The organism is Fibrobacter sp. UBA2449 (genome assembly GCF_002342555.1).
Classification (GTDB): Bacteria; Fibrobacterota; Fibrobacteria; order Fibrobacterales; family Fibrobacteraceae; genus Fibrobacter.
The window spans coordinates 75,238-95,589 of sequence record NZ_DDQF01000008.1 but is presented as its reverse complement, the minus strand read 5'-3'; the positions used below and the strand labels follow the sequence as shown (position 1 = coordinate 95,589).

At 54.4% G+C, this 20,352-nt stretch carries 12 protein-coding genes and 1 tRNA gene; 7 read left to right on the top strand and 6 right to left on the bottom strand.

The genetic code is table 11. The features are described 5' to 3' along the window. The first annotated feature begins 59 nt into the window (after positions 1 to 59). The 6 genes from B4B27_RS05730 (at position 60) to B4B27_RS05705 (ending at position 11,978) form a co-directional block, all read left to right on the top strand. On the top strand, positions 60 to 1,469 hold the full coding sequence (locus B4B27_RS05730) for an aminopeptidase P family protein (RefSeq protein ID WP_349678228.1): 1,410 nt from the start codon (positions 60 to 62) through the stop codon (positions 1,467 to 1,469). Positions 1,470 to 1,553: 84 nt separating this feature from the next. Beyond that, positions 1,554 to 4,985: an MFS transporter gene (locus B4B27_RS05725; protein WP_290724557.1), complete on the top strand. Its 3,432-nt coding sequence runs from the start codon at positions 1,554 to 1,556 to the stop codon at positions 4,983 to 4,985. Further along, the gene (locus B4B27_RS05720; RefSeq protein WP_290724555.1) at positions 4,982 to 5,854 is read left to right on the top strand and encodes a hypothetical protein; all 873 of its coding nucleotides are present in this window, start codon (positions 4,982 to 4,984) and stop codon (positions 5,852 to 5,854) included. The genes B4B27_RS05725 and B4B27_RS05720 overlap by 4 nt, the downstream gene beginning before the upstream one ends. A gap of 136 nt (positions 5,855 to 5,990) precedes the next feature. Further along, the gene (locus tag B4B27_RS05715; RefSeq protein ID WP_290724553.1) at positions 5,991 to 8,213 is read left to right on the top strand and encodes a DUF6055 domain-containing protein; all 2,223 of its coding nucleotides are present in this window, start codon (positions 5,991 to 5,993) and stop codon (positions 8,211 to 8,213) included. A 115-nt stretch (positions 8,214 to 8,328) separates the two neighbouring features. After that, the gene (locus tag B4B27_RS05710; RefSeq protein WP_290724551.1) at positions 8,329 to 10,503 is read left to right on the top strand and encodes a hypothetical protein; all 2,175 of its coding nucleotides are present in this window, start codon (positions 8,329 to 8,331) and stop codon (positions 10,501 to 10,503) included. Continuing rightward, positions 10,503 to 11,978, top strand: coding sequence for a hypothetical protein (locus tag B4B27_RS05705; protein ID WP_290724549.1), 1,476 nt, complete (start codon positions 10,503 to 10,505; stop codon positions 11,976 to 11,978). Before B4B27_RS05710 ends, B4B27_RS05705 begins: the two co-directional genes overlap by 1 nt. Before the next feature lie 84 nt (positions 11,979 to 12,062). On the opposite strand, the gene B4B27_RS05700 is transcribed toward B4B27_RS05705, so the two are convergent. After that, positions 12,063 to 13,448 carry a TrpB-like pyridoxal phosphate-dependent enzyme gene (locus B4B27_RS05700; protein ID WP_290724548.1) on the bottom strand — a complete coding sequence of 462 codons (1,386 nt, stop codon included), beginning with the start codon at positions 13,446 to 13,448 and terminating at the stop codon, positions 12,063 to 12,065. Positions 13,449 to 13,776: 328 nt separating this feature from the next. On the opposite strand from B4B27_RS05700, the gene B4B27_RS05695 reads away from it, so the two are divergent. Beyond that, the gene (locus B4B27_RS05695) at positions 13,777 to 14,697 is read left to right on the top strand and encodes an NAD-dependent epimerase/dehydratase family protein (RefSeq protein WP_290724546.1); all 921 of its coding nucleotides are present in this window, start codon (positions 13,777 to 13,779) and stop codon (positions 14,695 to 14,697) included. Positions 14,698 to 14,705: 8 nt separating this feature from the next. Here the strand turns inward: B4B27_RS05695 and purF are convergent, their stop codons facing one another. The 5 genes from purF to recN form a co-directional block, all read right to left on the bottom strand. Continuing rightward, a complete protein-coding gene (gene purF, locus B4B27_RS05690) occupies positions 14,706 to 16,091 on the bottom strand; it encodes an amidophosphoribosyltransferase (RefSeq protein WP_173366889.1) in 1,386 nt (461 codons plus the stop codon). A gap of 214 nt (positions 16,092 to 16,305) precedes the next feature. Then, the gene (locus B4B27_RS05685) at positions 16,306 to 17,250 is read right to left on the bottom strand and encodes a geranylgeranylglycerol-phosphate geranylgeranyltransferase (protein ID WP_290724543.1); all 945 of its coding nucleotides are present in this window, start codon (positions 17,248 to 17,250) and stop codon (positions 16,306 to 16,308) included. A gap of 51 nt (positions 17,251 to 17,301) precedes the next feature. Then, positions 17,302 to 17,375 (bottom strand) — tRNA-Met (locus B4B27_RS05680). Positions 17,376 to 17,507: 132 nt separating this feature from the next. Then, entirely contained in the window at positions 17,508 to 18,662 is a 1,155-nt protein-coding gene (locus tag B4B27_RS05675) for a CDP-alcohol phosphatidyltransferase family protein (RefSeq protein WP_290724540.1), read from the bottom strand. Beyond that, positions 18,659 to 20,308: a DNA repair protein RecN gene (recN, locus tag B4B27_RS05670; RefSeq protein WP_290724538.1), complete on the bottom strand. Its 1,650-nt coding sequence runs from the start codon at positions 20,306 to 20,308 to the stop codon at positions 18,659 to 18,661. The genes B4B27_RS05675 and recN overlap by 4 nt, the downstream gene beginning before the upstream one ends. Positions 20,309 to 20,352 lie beyond the last annotated feature (44 nt).

Below are 20,352 nucleotides of genomic sequence, written 5' to 3'. Positions count from 1 at the left end.
TCCATTCTAGTCTGTGATGCCTAAAATCTATAATAATTTGAAACGGAAAGAGCGCTAAAATGGTAAATTTATGGCGAAATTTTACTTTTCCTGAGGAAAAAATGGCAACAAAGGCTTTTTCTCGACCCTATTCGCAGGTTTTTATCGATTCCCCGCGCTACAATTCCAAAAATTTGTACAAAAAACGCCGTAGGGCCATGTTGAAGGCTCTCGACTCGTTCTGCGTCTTTGCCGGAATACCGGCCGATCCGGGCTCGGAGGAGGCCTATGTGCAGACTTGGAACAAGTTTGTGCAGGAACCGGCGTTTCTTTACCTCACGGGCATCAACCAGGCGGGTTGCTACCTGCTTCTGGACCCTGCGACGGACGAGGAAATTCTGTTTGTGCCCCCGAAGGACCCGTTCAGGGAGTTCTGGAACGGAAGGCGTCTCGGTTTCCTGAAAGGCGATAGCGGGGTCCGGAAGGTGACGGGGATTGCCGACGTGCGTCCCGAATCCGAACTCTGGGACGAGATTGCGATGCGGGCGACGAGGCTCCCGAAGGGTGGGCATGCCTATGCGTATTTCTTCGAAAAGTTCCGCGACGACCACAACGACCGATTCCGCAAGTCGATGCTCAAGGCCTTGCGCGGCATGGATGTTGTGCTCCGGAGTGCGGCTCCGCTGCACTGGAAACTGCGTCTGCCGCTGGAACCGGAACGCATTGTGGATGCGGAGGCGGCCCAGAAGGTGACGGACGGGGCGTTTCGCGAAGTGCTTTCGCGTTTTGGCGAGCTCCGTACCGAACGCGACCTCTCGCTCATGCTCGACTACGAGATGCAGCGCCACAGCGACGGCGACCTTGCGTTCCCGACGATCTGCGCTTGCGGGGAGAACGCCTGCTGCCTGCATTATGTGAAAAACGACGAGCCCCTGCGTGCAGGCGAGATGGTCCTCCTGGACTTCGGCGTGCGAATCGGGTCGCTCCACAGCGATATTTCGCGCACCTTGCCTGTCAACGGGCGCTTCAATCCGTTGCAGAAGCTGCTTTACCGGATTGTGCTCGATGCGGCGAGGGAATACCAGAAGTTCGTGCGCCCGGGCGTGTCGCTGAGGGAAATCGGGAATGTCCCCTGGGATTTTATCATGCAGGAACTCGAAACGCGGCTGGTGCGCGGCGCGAAGGGTTCGTATAAACTATTGTACGACAGGCGGCCGCACGGGGTGAGCCACTTTATCGGGGAACAGATTCACGAGGGCGACCCCGGTTCCCGTTCGCTCGATGTCACCCTTGAACCCGGAATGCTTATCTCCTGCGAGCCGGGACTCTATGGCGAATTTTCGGGTGTTTTCCGCGGCAAGCGCATTTTTGCAAAAATCGGCATCCGCATCGAGGATGACCTGCTGATAACCAAGGGCGGATTCCGCAATATTTCGGAAAATATCCCGAAAGAGCCCGATGAAATCGAACGTTTGATGCCTCGCCGTTGAGGCAAAACGTGCTATTTTCTAAATTTACACCCGAATTGTAATCCTGCGGGGAAAAGCCCCCGCAGGTCAAATTAAGGGTTTTTCATGTGGAAAGTTAAAGGTTCTGTCCGCTATTTCTTATCGATTCTCGCGACAGTGTTTGTTCAGATGGGCGTGTTTATCTATGCCCAAAAGATTCTCTCGGGCTCGTTTACGAGCGCAACCACCGGCCAGACCTGGCAGACGTTCATGCTCCAGATTTTCTTCATCGCGCCTTACGTGCTGATGATTTGGCCCGCCGGTTTCTTCTCGAACCGATTCTCGAAGAACAAGGTGCTCGCGTGGTCCTCCCTGTTCATGACGCTGTTTGTTATCGCCCAGGCGGTCCTTGTCACCTGTAACTGCCCGCGAGTGGCTTTCTGGCTTTCTATCGGCCTGTCTTCGGGTTTTGCGGTCCATAGCGCGGCAAAGTACGCGATCATCCGTGAAATGTTCGGAGTCCACCACTTGAGCTACGCGAACGCGTTCCTCCAGATTTTCTCCCTGATTGGCATAATCGCCTCGAGCTGGCTTGCCATCGTTGGCGTGAACCTTATCGACCTGAATGCCCTAATCCGCTATGAGGCGGTTGGGTTCATTATCGAAAAGTCGGTCGTGATTCCCTGGATTCTCGTTACGGTGAGCGTGCTCGGTACGGTCGCTAGTTTCCTTATCCCGAAGGTCAAGTACAACGACAAGAACATCAAGTTCTCCGTTGCCCGCCGCCGCCTGAGCTTTGGCTGGCGTCACCGCACACTCCGTGCCTCCATTATCGCTCTCTCAATGTTCTGGGCTCTTGCACAGGTGTTCCTGCTTGTGTTCCAGGATGTTTCGGGTTCGCAGACGGTCAACACCATGCAGAACTACCTCGCGTTTGCCGTCGTGGGCCTCGTGGTGGGGTCCATCATTGCGGCGCATAACTCGAAGGACTTCATCGAGACGGGCTTTGTGCCGCTTGGCATGATTGGCGCATCGCTTTGCATGTTCCTTATCCCGTTCTTCGTGCATCCAGTGGCGCTCTCTATCCTCTACACGGCAATCGGTATCTTCGGTGGCATGTTCCTCGTTCCGGTGAACGCGCTCTTGCAGTACAACACCCGCCCCAACAATTCGGGCTGGGTCATTGCGCTTGCGAACATGATACAGGCCCTTGTGCTCGTGGTGTTCCTGTTCATCTATTCCTCGCTGGTCCGCTACACGTCTCTTGAACCGTCGTATTACTTTATCGGCCTCGCGCTCATTTCGGTGGGCGTGTTCTACTGGTCCATTCTGAACCTTCCGCAGGCGCTTGTCCGCTCGCTGTTGCGCCTGGTGTTTAGTCGTTACAAGATTCGCGTGCTCAACGTGGGCAATATCCCGAACGACGGTCCGGTGCTCCTGGTCGGTAACCACCACAGCTTTATTGACTGGGCTATGGTGCAGATGGCCTGCCCGCGCCCGCTGTGCATCGCTAGCAACAAGGACCATTTCGAGAAGTGGTACCTGCGAGCCATGTTGAAACGACTCGGAATGATTCGTATCGACAATCGCCATCCGGAAGAAGCCATGGAGAAAATTCGTGAGCGGCTCCTGGCGGGCCACGCCGTGGTGATATTCCCGACGGGCGAAGTTTCGAGGTCGCCTCACGTGGAACCCTTCAGCATCGACTATTCTAAGGCTGTCGAGGGGACGGACGCCGTTGTCGTGCCGTTCTACACCCAGGGCCTCTGGGGTTCGAACTACAGCTATAGCAGTTCTAACATGTTCGGTGCATCTGCCGACCGCGCGGTGACGGTTGCCTTTGGCGAACCGATCCCGGCGAATACGCCTGCCAATGAAGTCCGCACGATTATCAGGAAGATTTCCATCGATGCCTGGAACTACGCGGTCTCGTTCGTGAAGCCGGTGGGCGACAGCTGGATTCGCACCTACAAAAAATACGTGAAGAACGGCCCTGCCATCTACAATCCCGACGGCGGGCACTTCTCTGGCTACAAACTGATGGGCGCGGTGGTCGCATTTAGCAGGCACCTGAAGAAGATTCTCGGCCCCGATGAGAAGCATGTGGGCATCATGTTGCCGCCTTCTCCGGCAGGTGTCATCGTGAACCTCGCTCTCTGGCTCTTGGGCAAGACGAACGTGAACCTGAACTACACCTCCTCTGTGGACAACGTAAAGTTCTGTGCCGCCCGCGCCGATGTGAAGTCCGTGATTACGAGCCGCCAGTTTGTCGAAAAGCTCAAACTGCGCGGAAACGACTACTCGAAGATTGCGGGCGAGAATTTGCGCCTGTTCTATGCCGAGGATTTCATGAAAGAAATCCCGAAGGCAAAAATTGCATTCTACCTCGTATTCTGCGTGATTGCGCCGAGCTGGCTTATCAAGCTCTGCTTCCGCAAGCGCGTGAAGCTCGACGATATCGCGGCCATCATGTTCAGCTCGGGTTCCGAGGGTACCCCGAAGGGCGTGATGCTCAGCCACCGGAACCTGATGGGCAATATTCAGCAGCTGGCTTGTATTTTCAACGTGACGCGCAACGACGTGATGCTTTCGGAACTCCCGCTGTTCCACAGTTTTGGCCTTACGGTGACGACGCTCTTGAACCTCACGGAAGGCTGCCCGATTGTAACCGTGGCAGACCCGACCGACGTGAAGACGATGGCGCGAGTTTGTGCGGAATTCCGCGTGACTGCGTTCGTGGCGACCCCGACGTTCTTGCGTGCATTTACGATTAGCCGCTACGTGCACCCGATGGCACTCAAGTACGTGCGCCTGATTATCGCCGGTGCCGAAGCCCTGCGCCCCGAACTTGCTACTGCGTTCCGCCTCAAGTTCGGTAAGGAAATCTACGAGGGCTACGGCTGTACCGAGACCGCCCCGGTGGCAAGTATCAATACCGAGAACAACCTGCACAGCGACTACATGACTATGCAGGTGAACAACAAGCCCGGTACGGTGGGCATGGCGCTCCCGGGCTCGCAGTTCCTGATTGTGGACCCCGATACGAACGAGCCCCTGCCTACGGGCGAGGCGGGTATGATCCTTATCGGTGGTTGCCAGGTGATGGTCGGCTACCTCAAGGACGAGGAACGCACCAAGAGCGTGATTACGATGATTAACGGCAAACGCTACTACCGTACGGGTGACAAGGGCTACCTCGACGAGGACGGCTTCCTCACGATTGTGGACCGCTACAGCCGATTTGCCAAGCTCGGTGGCGAGATGGTGAGCCTCGGAGCCGTGGAAAAGAAAATCCAGGATACGCCCGTGCTCGAAGGATGCGATTACGTGGTGACGACGGTCCCCGATTCCGCGAAGGGTGAAAAAATCGTGCTCCTGTACCAGGGGGACAAAAATCCGAAGGATGTTCTTGCTGAACTGCGCGCGAGCGGGTTCCCGCCGATTATGCTGCCGTCTGCCGCCTTTGCGGTGGAGAAGGTGCCTAAGCTGGGAACGGGCAAGGCGGACTTCACGACAGCCAAGAAAGTGGCTCTCCAGCTGGTAGGGATATCTAAATGAGAGGCTTGACTCCGGTTCGGACAGCAAGGCTTATTGCCTCGGTGATTGCGCTTGTGGGCATGGTGTTCCTCTTTTTGGAACGCCTGCTTTCGGCAGTCCTCGTGATGGCTTCTGACGGAGTGAAACTGGGACTTGCCCGCTACAACAATTTTACGGGCCGGTTCGCCTCGCAGAACTTTGCCGAAGACAAGCAGCTTCTGTCGCTCCTTAAGGAGGTTCAGGGCTTGCTTCCGTCTGCCGAAAGCGCCCTTGCCATATTTATGGTGATTGCGATTGTCCTGCTCGTGATTGCGGTGCTGGGGCTTGCGTTGCCGAAACAGTTCGTGCATGTGCTCGTGGCGCTCAAGCTACTCAAGTGGGAAACGGGCGAGGCCGCCTCGGAGGAGTCTAGAGAATCCTTGCGTGAAATCCTCGCGAAGGTCGGGAATGTCCCGCTCAAGAAGATTGCGCTTCCCTGCGCCGTGGTGCTGGGGGTCGTGGTTGCCGTATTTGCGGTTCGCAGCTGCCACGAGACGGTGAAGGCTGCGTCGGTTTCCGATTCCATCGCGGAAATGCAGCAGAAGGCTGTCGAGTACATGGAAGCCCAGAAGGCGTTTTACGCGAAGAGCAAGGCGGTTGGCAATGCGGCGGCCCTGCAGATTCCCGACTCGCTATCGACAAGCGCATTTGACTACAAGGTAACGGGCGGCCGCTTTACTGCGGTTTCGAAGGTCCTGCTGGAAAATTGCCCCGCGGGGAGCAAGTGGAGCGTGAGCGCCTCTACGAAGGGGTTCTTCGAGAAGGAACTCGTGCTGTACCGCAGCGCTCCGAAGGACAGCGCCTGCGCGAAGCTCACCCCCGACTTCAAGAAACTGGGGCGCAACCAGTAGTTTCTGCACGGATTTTACACGCTTTTGGGCCCGGTATATTCCGGAGCCCTTCTTTTTTTGCGCAAAAAAGGATAAATTCAGTATTAACCGGCGCGGGTGTGTCGGGATTTTTGTGCGGTATTAATTGGAGTACGCAATGAAATTGAACAGGATGTTGGTTGGGATTGCCGTGGCAGGGGTGGTTTCGAACGCCGCGGCCATCGAGTGGGTAAACCAGTGCGCAAGCAACGGCTTTACGCTGATTGCCGAATCGGAGCATTTTGAGGTCTGCAAGAAGCCCAAGACGGATGACGGGCAGGCGAACAACGTGTCTATCCCTACGGCGGATGCGCAGGGCGTGCTTCAGTCGCTCGAGAAGGTTTTCTCGTTCTACATCGATTCGCTCGGATGGATGCTCCCGTTCCCGAGTAGCCCCGATAGGAAGCTCAAGAGCAACATCTACGTGTTCGACAACTCCGTGATGGCGGCGCTCTACGGCGGGCAGGACTACGTGAAGGGCCTGAACGGCGAATACGGGCCCGGCATGTGGATTGGCGTGGGCTCCCTCAAGGATTACTGGGGTACATCGCACGAGTTTGCGCACGGCCTGCAGGGAGTGGCGGGCTGGATGGGCAACAACAGCCATTCGGGCTGGTTTGCAGAATGCCACGCAAACTGGATGGCGCACCAGTACAACCCGAACGACGCCCACTGCGCGGAATACCTTATCAACTACCCGTTCCTCTACTACGGCTCTACGCGTGACCGTTACTGCAACTGGCAGTTCTTCGAACACCTCAAGGAGGAATTCGGCGGCGGCAATAAGGGCGCGCACGAGGTGAACCGTATATGGATGGAATCCATCCGCGATGGGGAAGCCGGCCGCATGGAACAGACTCCGTTTACGGCCATGATGAAGGTTTACGGCTGGTCGCTCGATAGTTTGAACCAGCAGTTCGGCAAGTTTGCGATGAAGAACGCGACGCTCGAATATACGCCCGCGAAAAAGGCCTTGTACAAGAAGTCCTGGGGCGATTACGAATTTGCGACGAGGCGCGAGGCTTCGGGCTGGGGCGACAATTACCGCAGGCACCCGCGCGTGACCATGCTGAACAAGATGGAATGTACGGCGGGCGAGGCGTGCGCGGACCGTTACATTTCGCCCTCCTACTGGGCACCGCAGCGTTGGGGCTACAACCTGGTGCGCATCTACCCCGAAAAGGCGGGGAAGGTCACGGTCAAGTTCCGCGGAATCGTGCAGGATAAGCCGACTGTGAACGGCTACACCTGTTTTGGCGACAATACGGATTACTACATGGGCAAGACGTACAGGTGGTGCAACTACGCGCCGGATGCGTTGCCGGACCCGGCTTCGGGCTGGACGGTCGGGCTTGTCGCCGAGGGTTCGGACGGCACGCCGCGCTACAGCGAGATGAAGCACGGTACGGGATTCAACCTGGAAATCGAGACGAAGGATAACGACAAGGCCTTGTGGCTGGCCGTGACGGCAACGCCGACCGAGATGCAGACGATTCTCTGGGACCAGTTCTACTACAGCATTTACCGCTACCCGTACATGATCGAAGTAGAAAACGGCGCTCCCGAAGGCTACAACAAGGATTTCTGGAAGCCCGCGAATGCGAGCGGCTACAAGCAGCATAGCAACGGCGGAGGCCTCGTGAGCAGCAAGGCGAAGGTAGATGCGAGCGTGTACGTGGGCCCCGATGCGGTCGTGAACGGCGGTACGATTTCGGGAAACGCGCAAATCGAGGATTTCGCGGTCATTAATGGCGGGACGATTAGCGGAAACGCCATTGTCCGCGGGCGTGCGCTCGTAACCGCGGGTACAATCTCCGACGATGCCGTGCTCGAAGAAGACGCATGGCTCGTGAGCGGTGCCATCAGCGGGCACGCGAAGGTGGGTGCGATTTCGATTATCGTGAACACCACCGTGACAGACTACGCGCAGGTCTATGGCGTGATGTGGGCGGTAAACGGCAAGAAGCTTTCCGGCACGGCGCAGCTGCGAGGCGACCTCGAGAACAACTTCACGAAAGAACTTACGAAGGGCGTGTTCTACGGCATGGTCGACGACGGCATGCTGAACAATGCGAACTACGGCGCGAACCTCACGACGCCCCCGACCGACGCGACCGCAAGTATCGAGAATGCGCAGTGGTACACCGTAGCCGACGATTCTACGTCGGTAGGCCCCGGGGACGATTCGACGACGGTTAACCCGGTTCTTACGGGCAAGCGTGGTGTGGATTCGCAGAAACCGAGACTCTACTTCGATTCGAAGGAGCAGGCGGTATTTGTCCGCGTCAAGAAAAACGGACGCGAGTACCGCTACCGCGTGAGCGGAACAAGGAATAGGTAGGCCTTCTTCCAATTTGGTATATGGAGATGTATGTTTTTTATAGCGACCTGCTGGTCGCTATTTTTGCTATTTTGTACGTTGTAAAAAAAAAGTGTTTGGACTCTAGGAGGAGTTTATGAAACAGTTGACGCTTTCAAGGGCGTTTTTCGCCCTCTTTTTGCTTGCTTTTGGCTTTGGCCAGGCTTCCGTGGTCCAGATGCCTTCAGATCTTGATCGCTATTTTAAACGCGAACCGCCCTATGCTCCCAAGGTCGTTTTCTGCACGAAGGCTCCAGTGGCAAAGGATTCTTCCAAGGCCATTGAAGTCGATGTCGTCACGTCGGATTCGACCATCCCCTGGGTAGATTGGGATTTCAAGTTTCCCTATATCCAAAAGTATTTGAGAATCGGTGGAGTGGAGTATAGCACACTCGATATACTGAATAAAGTCAATGCAACCAGGTTCAAGATTTTGCAGGCCATGCAGCGCGATATGCGTTCCAACGGGGATACGCTGTGGCTGGATTTACGTGGCATGGATAAACAACCGGATTTCTTCTCCGCCATAAACTTCAAGGTGAGAGCGGGCGAGGGGGCGCCAATCAAGGATATCGACCTGTTGGCGACCGGTGAAAAAGCTTGCCCGCTGGATTCGGCATTTGATTTGCTCGGGATTGAATTCAAGTTCAAGACGAGCGATAGCGTGAAGGTTGATTTGGGGAAGGTAAGCAAGATGTCGGATGCCGTTGCGACGGTCGTATTTGACATCAAGTTCAAGAAATACGGTGACAAGCGCTCGATGAATACGGCCTTCAATTATTTCACGCTTGAATTCCCTGCGGTGACGCCGGAAGATACGAAGAATTGGCCGCTCGGTATCGCAGGCGACAGGTTGACTGCCTATCTGACAAAGGACGGCGCGCAGACCAATGTCAGGCTGGATGCGAAACTTGATGCAATCTACATGCCGCTTCTCGTCGACTTTGACAGGCTGGATACATTCGATATCCCGTTTTTGGAAAACGACGGTTTCATGATAGAGGGCGAACTCTTCCGCTTGGGAAAACTCTTTAGAACTGTTAACGATTACTACAAGATGACGGGATCCTTTGTGGACGATGCCATTGACGATGATTTAAAAATTGCATTTAAGGACGTCTCTGCCGGGTTTGAAAAGTATGCGAACAAAAGGGTTGTTATCGATGACATTGCCTTGCTCGACAGGGCCCTCCCGGATGAAAACGTCCGATATGACGACAAGTATTTTGTGAGCCTGATGAATCCTTCGCGTGTCGATGCCAATAAAAAGATCCAGCTGAAAAATGCAGAGAATGTGCTGGTCTATAAGATAACGCTCGATTCGCTCAAGTATTTCGGGAAAAGGCATTTTGACGGCTTTTATGCTTATGGCCTTGATTTCGATATTGTCGCTTACGCCAAGCAGGTCGTTTATGCGTCGAATAACAGCTGGATTGTCTGGCAAGAAAGCTACCTCGACCGCATCGACTTGACGCTTTCTGCAAATGTGCATTCGCTGGATATCGGGCTGTTCAATGTGAAGTTCGGGAACGGATCTAATGATAAAGAAGCAAGGCTTACTTACAAGGTGAGCATTTACCCTTGGAATAATGCTGGTGAAAATGTGAAAGCCTCGCTCGAATTGAGCTTTGATTCGTTGACGGTGCTTGCCGGAAATATGGTCATGGAAACATTGAAAAACAAAAATAAGAAGGAGCGTCTTAGCTATGACTTCGAAAACAGAAAGTGGATTTTGCCCAATTCGTTAAAGCGCTTTTCGAAATATTCGAGCGACGACCTTCTCAATCATGTCTATGCTGTCCTGAATGCGATGCGTTCGGTGAATGGAATTGCCGGGACCGATGTCGCTACGAAATTTGAGCAGTTCGTTTTTGGGGATAGCCTGAATAATCGAAAGTCGGAGATCTTGAAAAAGGAGAATGGAAAGTACATCAAGGACTTTGCGGATGTAAGTAAATTCGCATGGGACTATAATTATGCCTGGCACATTACTTTTTCCGATAACAAGAAGAGGGATGCGGATGATGCCTGCAAGCTTGTTTTCCTTGACGAGAACAAGAATGAAATCGCCTTTAAAGACGGAATCTCGAAGTCGAAAGTAGCGTATGCTAAAATCGTTTTCCGGTTCAACTTTGACTTGCGTCCTGATTACCGCCTCGAATTCGTTGCTGCATTGCGGAAGAAACTTGCGGAACTTCCCTCGGATGCGCAAGTGCGTCTCGGATTCGATTCGGATGTGTTCCTCGAATGGCTGGTGGACCTGAGGCGCTGATGAGATTTGTTGTTGCATCGCTGCTCGCAATCCTGCTTGTGGGTTGCGCTCCGCAAATTCACTTTAACCGGACAAGCGAATCCTGGGAGCGCTCGCTCCCGACTCTAGAAGAAAGGGTTGATATTCCGTATGTCGGGAGTACGCTGGATGTGGGCGGCCGCGAATTGGCTGTGCCCAAAATTTTTGAAATAGCAGGAGAAGTCTGGAACAAGGTCAATCTTGTATTTTACGACCATATGAAGGTGGTTGGCGATAGCCTTCTGCTGGATTTGCAGGGCCTGAAAAAGGCTGTGAAGGATGTGCATCCGTCCGTCGATTCCTTAAACAAGGGGAGGGTCGAAGATATTTTTTCAGCCATATACATCAGGTTGCCGAAAGGCAAGGGCTTCGAGCCTAAATCTCTGGATCTCCTGAAGATTGGGGATAAGGATAGCACGCTCATCATGGATGTTGATTCCTTTGTGATTGAACTTAAGCCGGAAATAAGGGATTCTAAAATCTCGTTCGACAAGGAAATCGTGTCGAATGTCAATGCCTCGTTTGTTCTTGATGTCAAGGTCAAAAAGAACGAAAACGAAGTTTCCCTAATTTCGAGTTTTGATTCGCTTGTTTTTGATTTTCCCGGTATAACGGCGGGAAAGACAAAAGAGTGGCACGTCTGCGTGAAAAATGATCATTTGAAAGTCTCGATAACCAAGGAAAACCTTCAGTATAATGTTGACCTGTGCGATTATATACCTGATTATTATATGTCGATAAACGAAGAACTGGATTCCTTGAAAGACGCGGAAATCCCTTTATTGGGAAAACCGTATTTTTCCAGGGGTAATGAGGTTATTGACATTGAAAAACTCATCGACATCATTGACAAGTACAGTATGTTCCTTTCCGTATTTACTGATGAATCCCTTGATGTCATGAATACCGTTCCTGGAGGAAAGCTCTATATTGAGAGATTGAAAAAATGGATAAATTTCTATATCGATGAAAGGCTTCCGCTGGTCGATATTGCACTGGTGAACAAGTCGCTCGATGCCTACGATAATTACGATAGTATCGAGCTCGTGGATTTGAAGGGGGGCGAGTCCTCAAAAAAGGCGGAACCGCTTCAGATGCATGAACAGGAAAATACGCTGGTGTACAAGATATCTTCGGATATGCTCAAGTACGCGAAGAAGGTTGACTTCGGCTTGCAGAATGTTGAAATGCTAGATGTGCATTTTGACGCCTATGTCAAGAATGTATTCCATATTTTTAAAGGTTATGTTATTGGGGATTTCTGTTATCTTGATCAGCTGGATTTTAAGTTTACGGCGCCGGTTTCATCTGGAACGTTGAATTACAGGATGCTCTTTAATGTGGGCTTCTTGCGAAACGATAGGGGATTTTTCCCGACGCTGGAGATTGTGCCTGATTCGTCTGCCGAGGGGGCAGGGCACATTCGGTATGACTTTGTAGAAAAGAAATGGAAATAGCAAAAAGCCCCGGATTTGAATCCGGGGCTAATCTATTTAAGGATGGATTGCTTCGTCACTGCGTTCCTCGCAATGACGTTTTAGCTAGCCGTTGACCTGCGGAAGCTGGGCGAGGCTCTTGGCGATATCTTCATCCGTCGGGATGTAGTCGCTCATTTCGCCGTCGTTGAACTTCTGGTAGGCAACCATGTCGAAGTAACCCGTACCGGTGAGACCGAATACGATGTTCTTGGCCTGGCCGCTTTCCTTGCACTTGAGGGCTTCGTCGATCGTTGCGCGGATGGCGTGGCTGGATTCCGGAGCCGGGAGGATGCCTTCGGTCTGGGCGAAGAGCTTGGCGGCCTCGAACACCTTGGTCTGTTCCACGGAGGCAGCGCGGATAAGCTTCTGGTCGTAGAGTTCAGAGAGGATGGTGCTCATGCCGTGGTAGCGCAGGCCGCCAGCATGGTTCGCGGACGGAATGAAGCTAGAGCCCAGCGTGTACATCTTGGCGAGCGGGCAGACCTTGCCGGTATCGCAGAAGTCGTAGGCGTACTTGCCGCGGGTAAAGCTCGGGCAGCTTGCCGGTTCGATGGCGAGAATGTCGTAGTCGGCTTCGCCACGGAGCTTTTCGCCGACGAACGGGCTGATAAGGCCACCGAGGTTGGAACCACCGCCGGCGCAACCGATGATGAGGTCGGCCTTCACGCCGAGCTTGTCGAGAGCGGCCTTCGTTTCGAGACCGATGACGGACTGGTGGAGGAGCACCTGGTTCAGCACGGAACCGAGAACGTAGCGGTAACCCGGCTGCTTCACGGCGGCTTCCACGGCTTCGGAAATAGCGCAGCCAAGGCTACCCGTGGTGCCCGGGAATTCGGCGTTGATCTTGCGACCGATGTCGGTCGTCATGGACGGGGACGGCGTCACGGAGGCTCCGTAGGTGCGCATCACTTCGCGGCGGAACGGCTTCTGCTCATAGGAGACTTTCACCATGTAGACCTGGCAGTCCAGTCCGAAGAAGGCGGTGGACATGGAAAGGGCAGTGCCCCACTGGCCAGCACCCGTTTCGGTGGTGACACCCTTGAGGCCCTGCTTCTTGGCGTAGTAGGCCTGCGCAATGGCGGAGTTCAGCTTGTGGCTACCGCTGGTGTTGTTGCCTTCGAACTTGTAGTAGATGTGTGCCGGAGTGCCGAGCGCCTGTTCCAGGAAGTAGGCGCGGACGAGCGGGGAGGGGCGGTACATCTTGTAGAAAGTCAGGATATCTTCGGGAATTTCGAAGAAGCGGGTGTCGTTGTCGAGTTCCTGCTTGATGAGCTCGTCGCAGAACACGGGCTGAAGGTCTTCGAAAGTCACCGGCTTGCCGGTACCGGGGTTCAGGAGCGGAGCGGGCTTCTTCTTCATGTCGGCACGGACATTGTACCATGCCCTCGGGAGTTCGTTTTCTTCAAGATAAGTCTTGACCGGACCGTCGAGCTTGAGAGAGTTTCTCATTTTTTATTCCTTTCTTTGTTGTAGTTTGCGTCAGTTTCAGGTTCTTGTGGGGCATCCAAAAGTTTCTTGCAAAAAAATTGGCTCCCATTGAAGGAGCCTGCATCTTTTGAATACCGTAGCAAAAATACCAGACTCCTAATTATAGGGCCTGCCACCACCAGAAGTTGATGCTTGCTACGAATTTCATGTACGCAAATATACCTTAATGACATCAAGGATGGCAAGGGATTCTTCGAAATTTTTTTGAAATACACGTGCTTTTTGTAAAAATACAGTTGCCTTTTCCCCTAAAAGACATTATTTTTCAAGATACAAAAAAGAGGTCAGTATGCGCGTTTTTGTCACGGGCGGTACAGGTTTTATCGGACACTATGTAGTCAAGGCTCTTCTCGACAAGGGCCACGAGGTCGTCATCGCGACGAGGCATCCCAACAAGGTCCCTTCGCTGCGTAGCCATTCCGGCGTGAGCTTCGTCGAGGCTTCCCTCACGGACTTCGAGAAGATGGGCGAGGGGCTCAGGGGCTGCGACGCCTGCATCCATATCGCGCTTGGCTGGGGCGAGACTCCGAGCACTATGCTCATGAACGATACGCGCGCGACCGTCATGCTTTTGGAAATGGCCGCCAAGGCCGGCTGCAAGAAGTTCATCCAGACGAGCAGCACCGCCGCGATGGGCCGCATGCGCCCGTCCATGCGCGAAGTGACCAGCAACCTCCCGATGGACCTCTACGGGGCCACCAAGGCGGCGGGCGAGGCCTACGTGCTCGGATTCCGCCACGGCTACGGCACGAACTTCCCCGAAGTGACGATGCAGAGGAACATCATCCGTCCGGGCTACACCTTCGGCAATCCAGCCTTCCCCGACGGCTGTTCGCAGCCCGACAGGCGCTTCTTCGAGATGGCGCAGGCGGTGAAGGAAGACCGCGACATCCACATCGTTAAAAACGACGGCACGCAGTTCATCCATGCAAGCCAGCAGGCGCAGCTCTACATGAAGGTCCTCGAATCCGACAAGAACGAGGAAATCTTCCTCGGGCTCGGTTCTGTCTGGATCAGCTGGCGCGAGATTGCCGAGATGATGCTTTCGCTTCGTCCCGAGACTAAGTCGAAGATTGTCGAGCAGGACCTCGGCTGGGGCGACGAGCCGATGCTCTTCGACGTGCAGAAGATAAAGGACCAGTTCGGCCTTGTCTTTGACGGGCACGACTTCATGATGGACCACGTGAAGTGGACGTTTAGCCAGGTTTAGTTTTTAACTTATCCGCAACGTGTCTTGGTTGCGTCTGTCCCGATGTAGTCGGGGTAGTCGTTGTCGAAGCATGCCGCGCAGTAGTTCTCGCCTTCGCCGGTGCATTCCTTCATGCCTTCGACACTCAGGTAGCCTAGGCTTTCGACTCCGAGCATCTTCGCGATTTCTTCGGGTGTCATGGAACTTGCGGCAAGTTCTCCCTGGCTCGGGAAATCCATGCCGAAGAAGCAGGGGTGCGCGACCGGAGGCGATGCGATGCGGATGTGGACTTCGAGAGCGCCCGCGTCACGCAGCATGCGGGAGAGAATCTTGAGAGTCGTCCCGCGGACGATGGAATCTTCCACCACGCAGACGCGCTTGTTCTTGAGCACGCCCTCGATGGGGTTGAACTTGAGCTTTACCTTTTGCTCGCGAACGTTCTGCGTGGGGTCGATGAAGGTGCGGCCCACATAGTGGTTTCGCAAGAGGCCGATTTCGAATCGGATGCCGCTTGCCTGCGAATAGCCGAGGGCGGCGGTCGTTGCGCTGTCGGGCACCGAGATGACGATGTCCGCATCGACGGGACATTCCTTTGCGAGCTGCTTGCCCATCTTGCGCCGGATCTTGTCGCAACTCTGTTCGAAAATCTTGGAATCCGGGCGGCTGAAGTAGATGTACTCGAAAATGCAGTGGGCGAGGCGGTCCTTGTGCGTGAAGCGTTCGGAATGAAGCCCGTTCTGCGTGATGGTGAGGAACTCTCCCGCCTGTATGTCGCGGATGTAGTGGGCGCCGAGCAAGTCGAATGCGCAGGTCTCGGACGCGACGCACCAGGACTTGCCCATGCGGGCGATGGAGAGTGGACGGAACCCGAATCCGTCGCGGGCGACGAACATCGTGTCCTTGCTGATAAATACGAGGCAGAAACTTCCGGTGAACTTCGCGATGGCTTTCTTGATGGCGTCGCCGAGCGTGTCGGCTTCGGTCCGGGCGATTTCATGCAGGAGGATTTCGGAGTCGGAGGTCGTCTGGAAAATATGCCCTTCGGCTTCCATCTCGGCGCGCAGCTCGTTCGCGTTCGTGATGTTGCCGTTGTGCGCGACCGCGATTTGCCCCCATTTGCAGCTCACGAGAATCGGCTGCGCGTTGGCTAGCGTCGATGCCCCGGTAGTGCTGTAGCGCACGTGGCCGATGCCTGCGAATCCCTGCAACTCGTCGACATTGTGTTCCCGCAGGAGAGTCGATACAAGGCCCATGGACTTGCGGACGCGCACTTTGTCTCCGTCGGTGACGGCAAAGCCTGCGCTTTCCTGGCCGCGGTGTTGTAGGGCGTATAGCCCCATGGTGATATTCCTGACAACGTTGTCACCATTGTAGATGCCGATGACTCCGCATTCTTCGTGCAATTCTTCGAGCATAACGCCTCTTCGGAATGTTTTGCTTCCCTTACCTCGGGGTCGTAGCCCACCCATGCGGGTGCAAGCGGGGAAGCGGTCGCGGGGAAATATAGGAATCGCCGTATGCGCGGCGCAGGGTGAAAAATGACGAATTTTTTTGCAAATTCGCCAGATTCGGCCGATTTCTTTACACTTTTTTTCTAAATGCAGAAATGGTATTACAGAAAATGTAATCCTAACAACTTACGATAAGCGCGATTAGACCCGCAAACATCGCCACCTTCGTGAGCGACTGTGCCCGACGGTAGTTCTTGCGGTGGGCACTGAATAGGATTACCGCGAATGTCGGCGTGAGCGCAATGCCTGTGATAATCAGGAAAAGTGGCGGGTAGCTGTGCCCGAACACCTTGTCCATGTAGAAGACCGGGAGCGGGAGCGAAATCCAGGTGAAGGCGATAATGGCGCCAGCAAGCCTGCGTGCGGTTGCCGAACCTGCGATAAGCGGGAACGTCATGATGCCCGCCTTCAGGTCGCCTGTCTCGTCTTCCAAATCTTTGTAGATTTCGCGTGCGGTCGTGAGCAAAAATGCGAACGGGATTGCCGGGATTATGGCCCAGATGTGTTCTTGTGCGTAGTCGTTTCCTGGTAGGATGAGATTGGATAGAATGAGATAATCCATCAGGGCGTAGAACAGGGGTGTCGTGCACAGGAACGCGACCGTCATGTTTTTCAAAAGCGGGATGTGCTTGAGCCACTTGTTGTAGGCAATCAAGAGTACCCCGAGTAAAAAGAAGAAGCTGAGCGGAAGGTATTCAAACGGAGAGGAAGAGTTTGAATCGCCAAGTCCGCAGAGGAGCATCAGTACGAACAAGGCAACCCAGGTTATGCGTGCGGCCTTTACCGAAACTTTCCCGGTTACGAGCGGCCTTTCGGGGCGGTTCAACTTGTCGCTTTCCAGGTCCAGGATGTCGTTCTGGATGTTCGCAAACCCGATGGCGAATGCGAACCCGAACGCTTCCACTATAACGGTAGACCAGCCAATCCAATCAAAGTCGGAATTGCAGTCGTCGGGTAAGAAAAGCGAATTGGGAAACCCGAGCAGCATATACCCGACCACGAGCGTGATTATCGCAATCACGATGTTTTTGGGGCGGGTCATCTTGAGGAGTTCGGCAAACATCGGCTACAAATATAAAAAAAGAAAAATCCGGCTTTGAACCGGATTTTTTAGTAGCGGGGGCAGGACTTGAACGCTGCGACCTTCGGGTTATGAGCCCGACGAGCTACCAACTGCTCCACCCCGCGTCGAGGTTGGCTCCATATATAGAAATTTGAGCCTGATTTGTCAAGGGCATGAGTGCTTTTTTAGCGAAAATAAGCGAAAAAACGCATTTTTCTTGAAAGATGCTCGCCTACGCGAGCATGACGAAGTGTGCGCTACACGAACTTCTTGAGGATGTGCTTGCTCGAGACGAAGTAGTCGATTCCGCTGATGATGGTGATGGCGGTGATGATTCCCATGACTATTTTCGGGAAGATATCCCAGATGTCACCCAGGCCGGGGACGAACGCTCTCACCGGGTCGATGGCGCCGAGGAGGATCGCCACGATGCCGATTCCCTGGAGCGCGGTCTTCCATTTGCCGCTCCTGCGTGCTGGCATGATGAGGCCTTCGCTTGCGGCTAGCGTGCGGAGCGTCTCCACGCTGGATTCACGGAAGTAGATGAGCGCCACCATCCAAACGGGGGCGTATCCCGTGGCGATGAAGCACATGAATATCGTCATGTTGGAAATCTTGTCGCTGAACGGGTCGAGGTACTTGCCGAGCGTGCTCACTTCGCCCATGGCGCGGGCGAGTTTCCCGTCCAGAAAATCGGTGAGCATGAACCCTAGAACCATCGCAAGCGCAAGCACCTTGAAAACAAGGCTGTTGTTGCTGTAGTCGAGGTCGTTGTCGTAGAAGAAAACCCAGAGGAAGAACGGGGTCAGCACGATGCGGCTCATCGTGAGCTGGCTTGCAATCGAAAGGGGCTTGCGGTGTGCAGGGTCGCGGTAGTACCAATAGGCGTAGGCGACGGTGGAGGCCGCAATCAGCAGGATGGTCGCCACCATGCAAATTTGTTGGTAATCTTCGAGATTCAACAGATAAACGGCCATCGTTATGGTGGTGGCGATGCTTGCCATCTTGCTCCAACGCCTCTTGCGGGGGAGGGACTTGCCTTCGCGCAGAACTCCGAGCGAGAAGAGCGTGTGGGCGATGAGCCTTGCAAGCAGGACGGCGCAGCCGACGCCCAGGAGCTTTTCGGCATGCTCGTTCTGCATCAAATCTCGCACGAAGATGCTTGTCATCACGGCAAACGACAGGAATCCGTCGATGACATTCAGCCATAGCCTGTAGTAAGGTTTCTCGATTTCCTGGCAACGCAGCTGGTAGAGATTCACCCAGCCCATGATGAGGGCAATCGCGACAAAGGCACAGGCTGTTTTCGCCATGCCGTTCCAGATGAAAAAGATGACGCATACGAAGACCAGCGCCCTGAGAACGCTCCAGACGCGCGAACGGAGTCGAACATCGGATGGCTTTTCGTTCATTGGTTATTCTCCAAAAGTTGTCTTGCGTGTTCCCGAACTGTTTCGGAGTCGCCGCCAAGCATGCGCACCAGCTCTTCGATTCGTCCCTCGCGGTCTAGTTCCCTGACCGACGTGAAGGTTCGACCTTCGATTTCGTCCTTGCTCACTGCTAGCTGGTTCTTGGCCCGGCTTGCCACCTGATGCAGGTGTGTGATGGTAAGGACCTGGTGGTGCTTCCCGAGGCTTCGGAGGGCATCGCCGATGGTGTTGCCGACTTCTCCGCTTATTCCGGAATCCACTTCGTCAAAAATTAGCAAAGGAACCTTGTCGAGGTCGGCCATGACGCTCTTGATTGCAAGTAAAACGCGGCTAAGTTCGCCTCCCGACACGGCCTTCTGCAGACTCTTCTCGCCTTCGCCCGGGTTCGGTGCCAGCATGAACTCGATTTTTTCGGTCCCGTTCGGGCTAAGCGGTTGGGACTCGATGTGGGTCTTGAATACGGCTTTGGGCATCCCGAGGTTCTGGATGGTGGTCTGCACGGCGGAATCGAAACGGCATGCGGCTTCGGCTCGCTTGGCGCTAAGCTCCTTGGCGAGATTCTCCAGTTCGGCGAGGATTTTCTTTTCTTCTTTCGCGAGCTCGGCGAGGTCGGAATCCAGGTTTTCGAGGCTCTCCAGTTCGCTTTTGCGCTTGGCCGTTAGTTCGATGAGGCCCGCTACGTCCGTGCGGTATTTGCGCTTCAGCTTCTGGATGTTTGCAATCCTGGAGTTTGCGCGGTCGATTTCGGCGGGGGAGAGCGATTTTGCGGGAGAGAGCCTGAGCAGGTCCTTGCAAACGCTTTCGAACGGGTCGGCCACTTCGGCGAGCGAGTTCAGGTGTTCCTCGTAATGCGGAATTTTCGAGGCGAGGAATCGCATCCGGGCCTGGAGAATCTGCACCTGGTCGAGGAGCCCGTTGTCACCGCTGAGAATGCCCTGAATCTCATCGAGAATGCGCCTTTCCGTTTCTCCCTTGCTTGCTACGCTCACCTTTTCTTCGAGTTCTTCCTCTTCGCCTTCGCGCAGTGCCGCTTTCGAAAGTTCGTCGAACTGGAATTTGAGAAAGTCCTTCTGGGCGGCGAGGTCCTTGGCATGTTCTTCTGTTTCGCGGATGCGTGCAAGGATATCGTTCCATTTGGCCCATGTTTCGCTATATGCTTCAAGCAGTTTGCCGTTCCCCGCATAGTCGTCGAGCATCTGCGTATGGGTGCGCGTGTCGCGGAGCAACAGCTGTTCGCTCTGCCCGTGCATCTGGATGAGGTGTTCGCCGATTTCCTGCAGGTCGGCCTGGTTGACGACGTTTCCGTTGACGCGCGTGCGGCCCTTGCCGTTCTCGAGAATTTCGCGGCGGATGATGAGTTCGTCGTCGCTGTCGATTCCGAGGTTCTCGATGATTTTTTTGACCTTCGGTTCCTGGCTGATGTCAAAAATGCCTTCGATGACGGCCTTGCTTTCGCCGGCGCGGACCATCGAAGCCTGGGCCTTGTCGCCGCAGACCATGCGGAGAGCCTTGAGCAAAACGGACTTGCCTGCGCCGGTTTCGCCGGTAATGGCGGTAAAGCCGTTGCGGAACGGGACTTCGGCGTGGCTGATAAGCGTGAAACCGCTGATGGATAGTTGCTTTAACATACGTTTACTAAACTAGAAAAAATGCGGTGTCGAAAAATGACATC

Coding starts and splice junctions, on each gene's coding strand:
- recN (WP_290724538.1), bottom strand. CDS start 20,308: ATGTTAAAGCAACTATCCATCAGCGGTTTCACGCTTATCAGCCACGCC.
- B4B27_RS05730 (WP_349678228.1), top strand. CDS start 60: ATGGTAAATTTATGGCGAAATTTTACTTTTCCTGAGGAAAAAATGGCA.
- B4B27_RS05725 (WP_290724557.1), top strand. CDS start 1,554: ATGTGGAAAGTTAAAGGTTCTGTCCGCTATTTCTTATCGATTCTCGCG.
- B4B27_RS05700 (WP_290724548.1), bottom strand. CDS start 13,448: ATGAGAAACTCTCTCAAGCTCGACGGTCCGGTCAAGACTTATCTTGAA.
- purF (WP_173366889.1), bottom strand. CDS start 16,091: ATGCTCGAAGAATTGCACGAAGAATGCGGAGTCATCGGCATCTACAAT.
- B4B27_RS05685 (WP_290724543.1), bottom strand. CDS start 17,250: ATGTTTGCCGAACTCCTCAAGATGACCCGCCCCAAAAACATCGTGATT.
- B4B27_RS05710 (WP_290724551.1), top strand. CDS start 8,329: ATGAAACAGTTGACGCTTTCAAGGGCGTTTTTCGCCCTCTTTTTGCTT.
- B4B27_RS05715 (WP_290724553.1), top strand. CDS start 5,991: ATGAAATTGAACAGGATGTTGGTTGGGATTGCCGTGGCAGGGGTGGTT.
- B4B27_RS05705 (WP_290724549.1), top strand. CDS start 10,503: ATGAGATTTGTTGTTGCATCGCTGCTCGCAATCCTGCTTGTGGGTTGC.
- B4B27_RS05720 (WP_290724555.1), top strand. CDS start 4,982: ATGAGAGGCTTGACTCCGGTTCGGACAGCAAGGCTTATTGCCTCGGTG.
- B4B27_RS05695 (WP_290724546.1), top strand. CDS start 13,777: ATGCGCGTTTTTGTCACGGGCGGTACAGGTTTTATCGGACACTATGTA.
- B4B27_RS05675 (WP_290724540.1), bottom strand. CDS start 18,662: ATGAACGAAAAGCCATCCGATGTTCGACTCCGTTCGCGCGTCTGGAGC.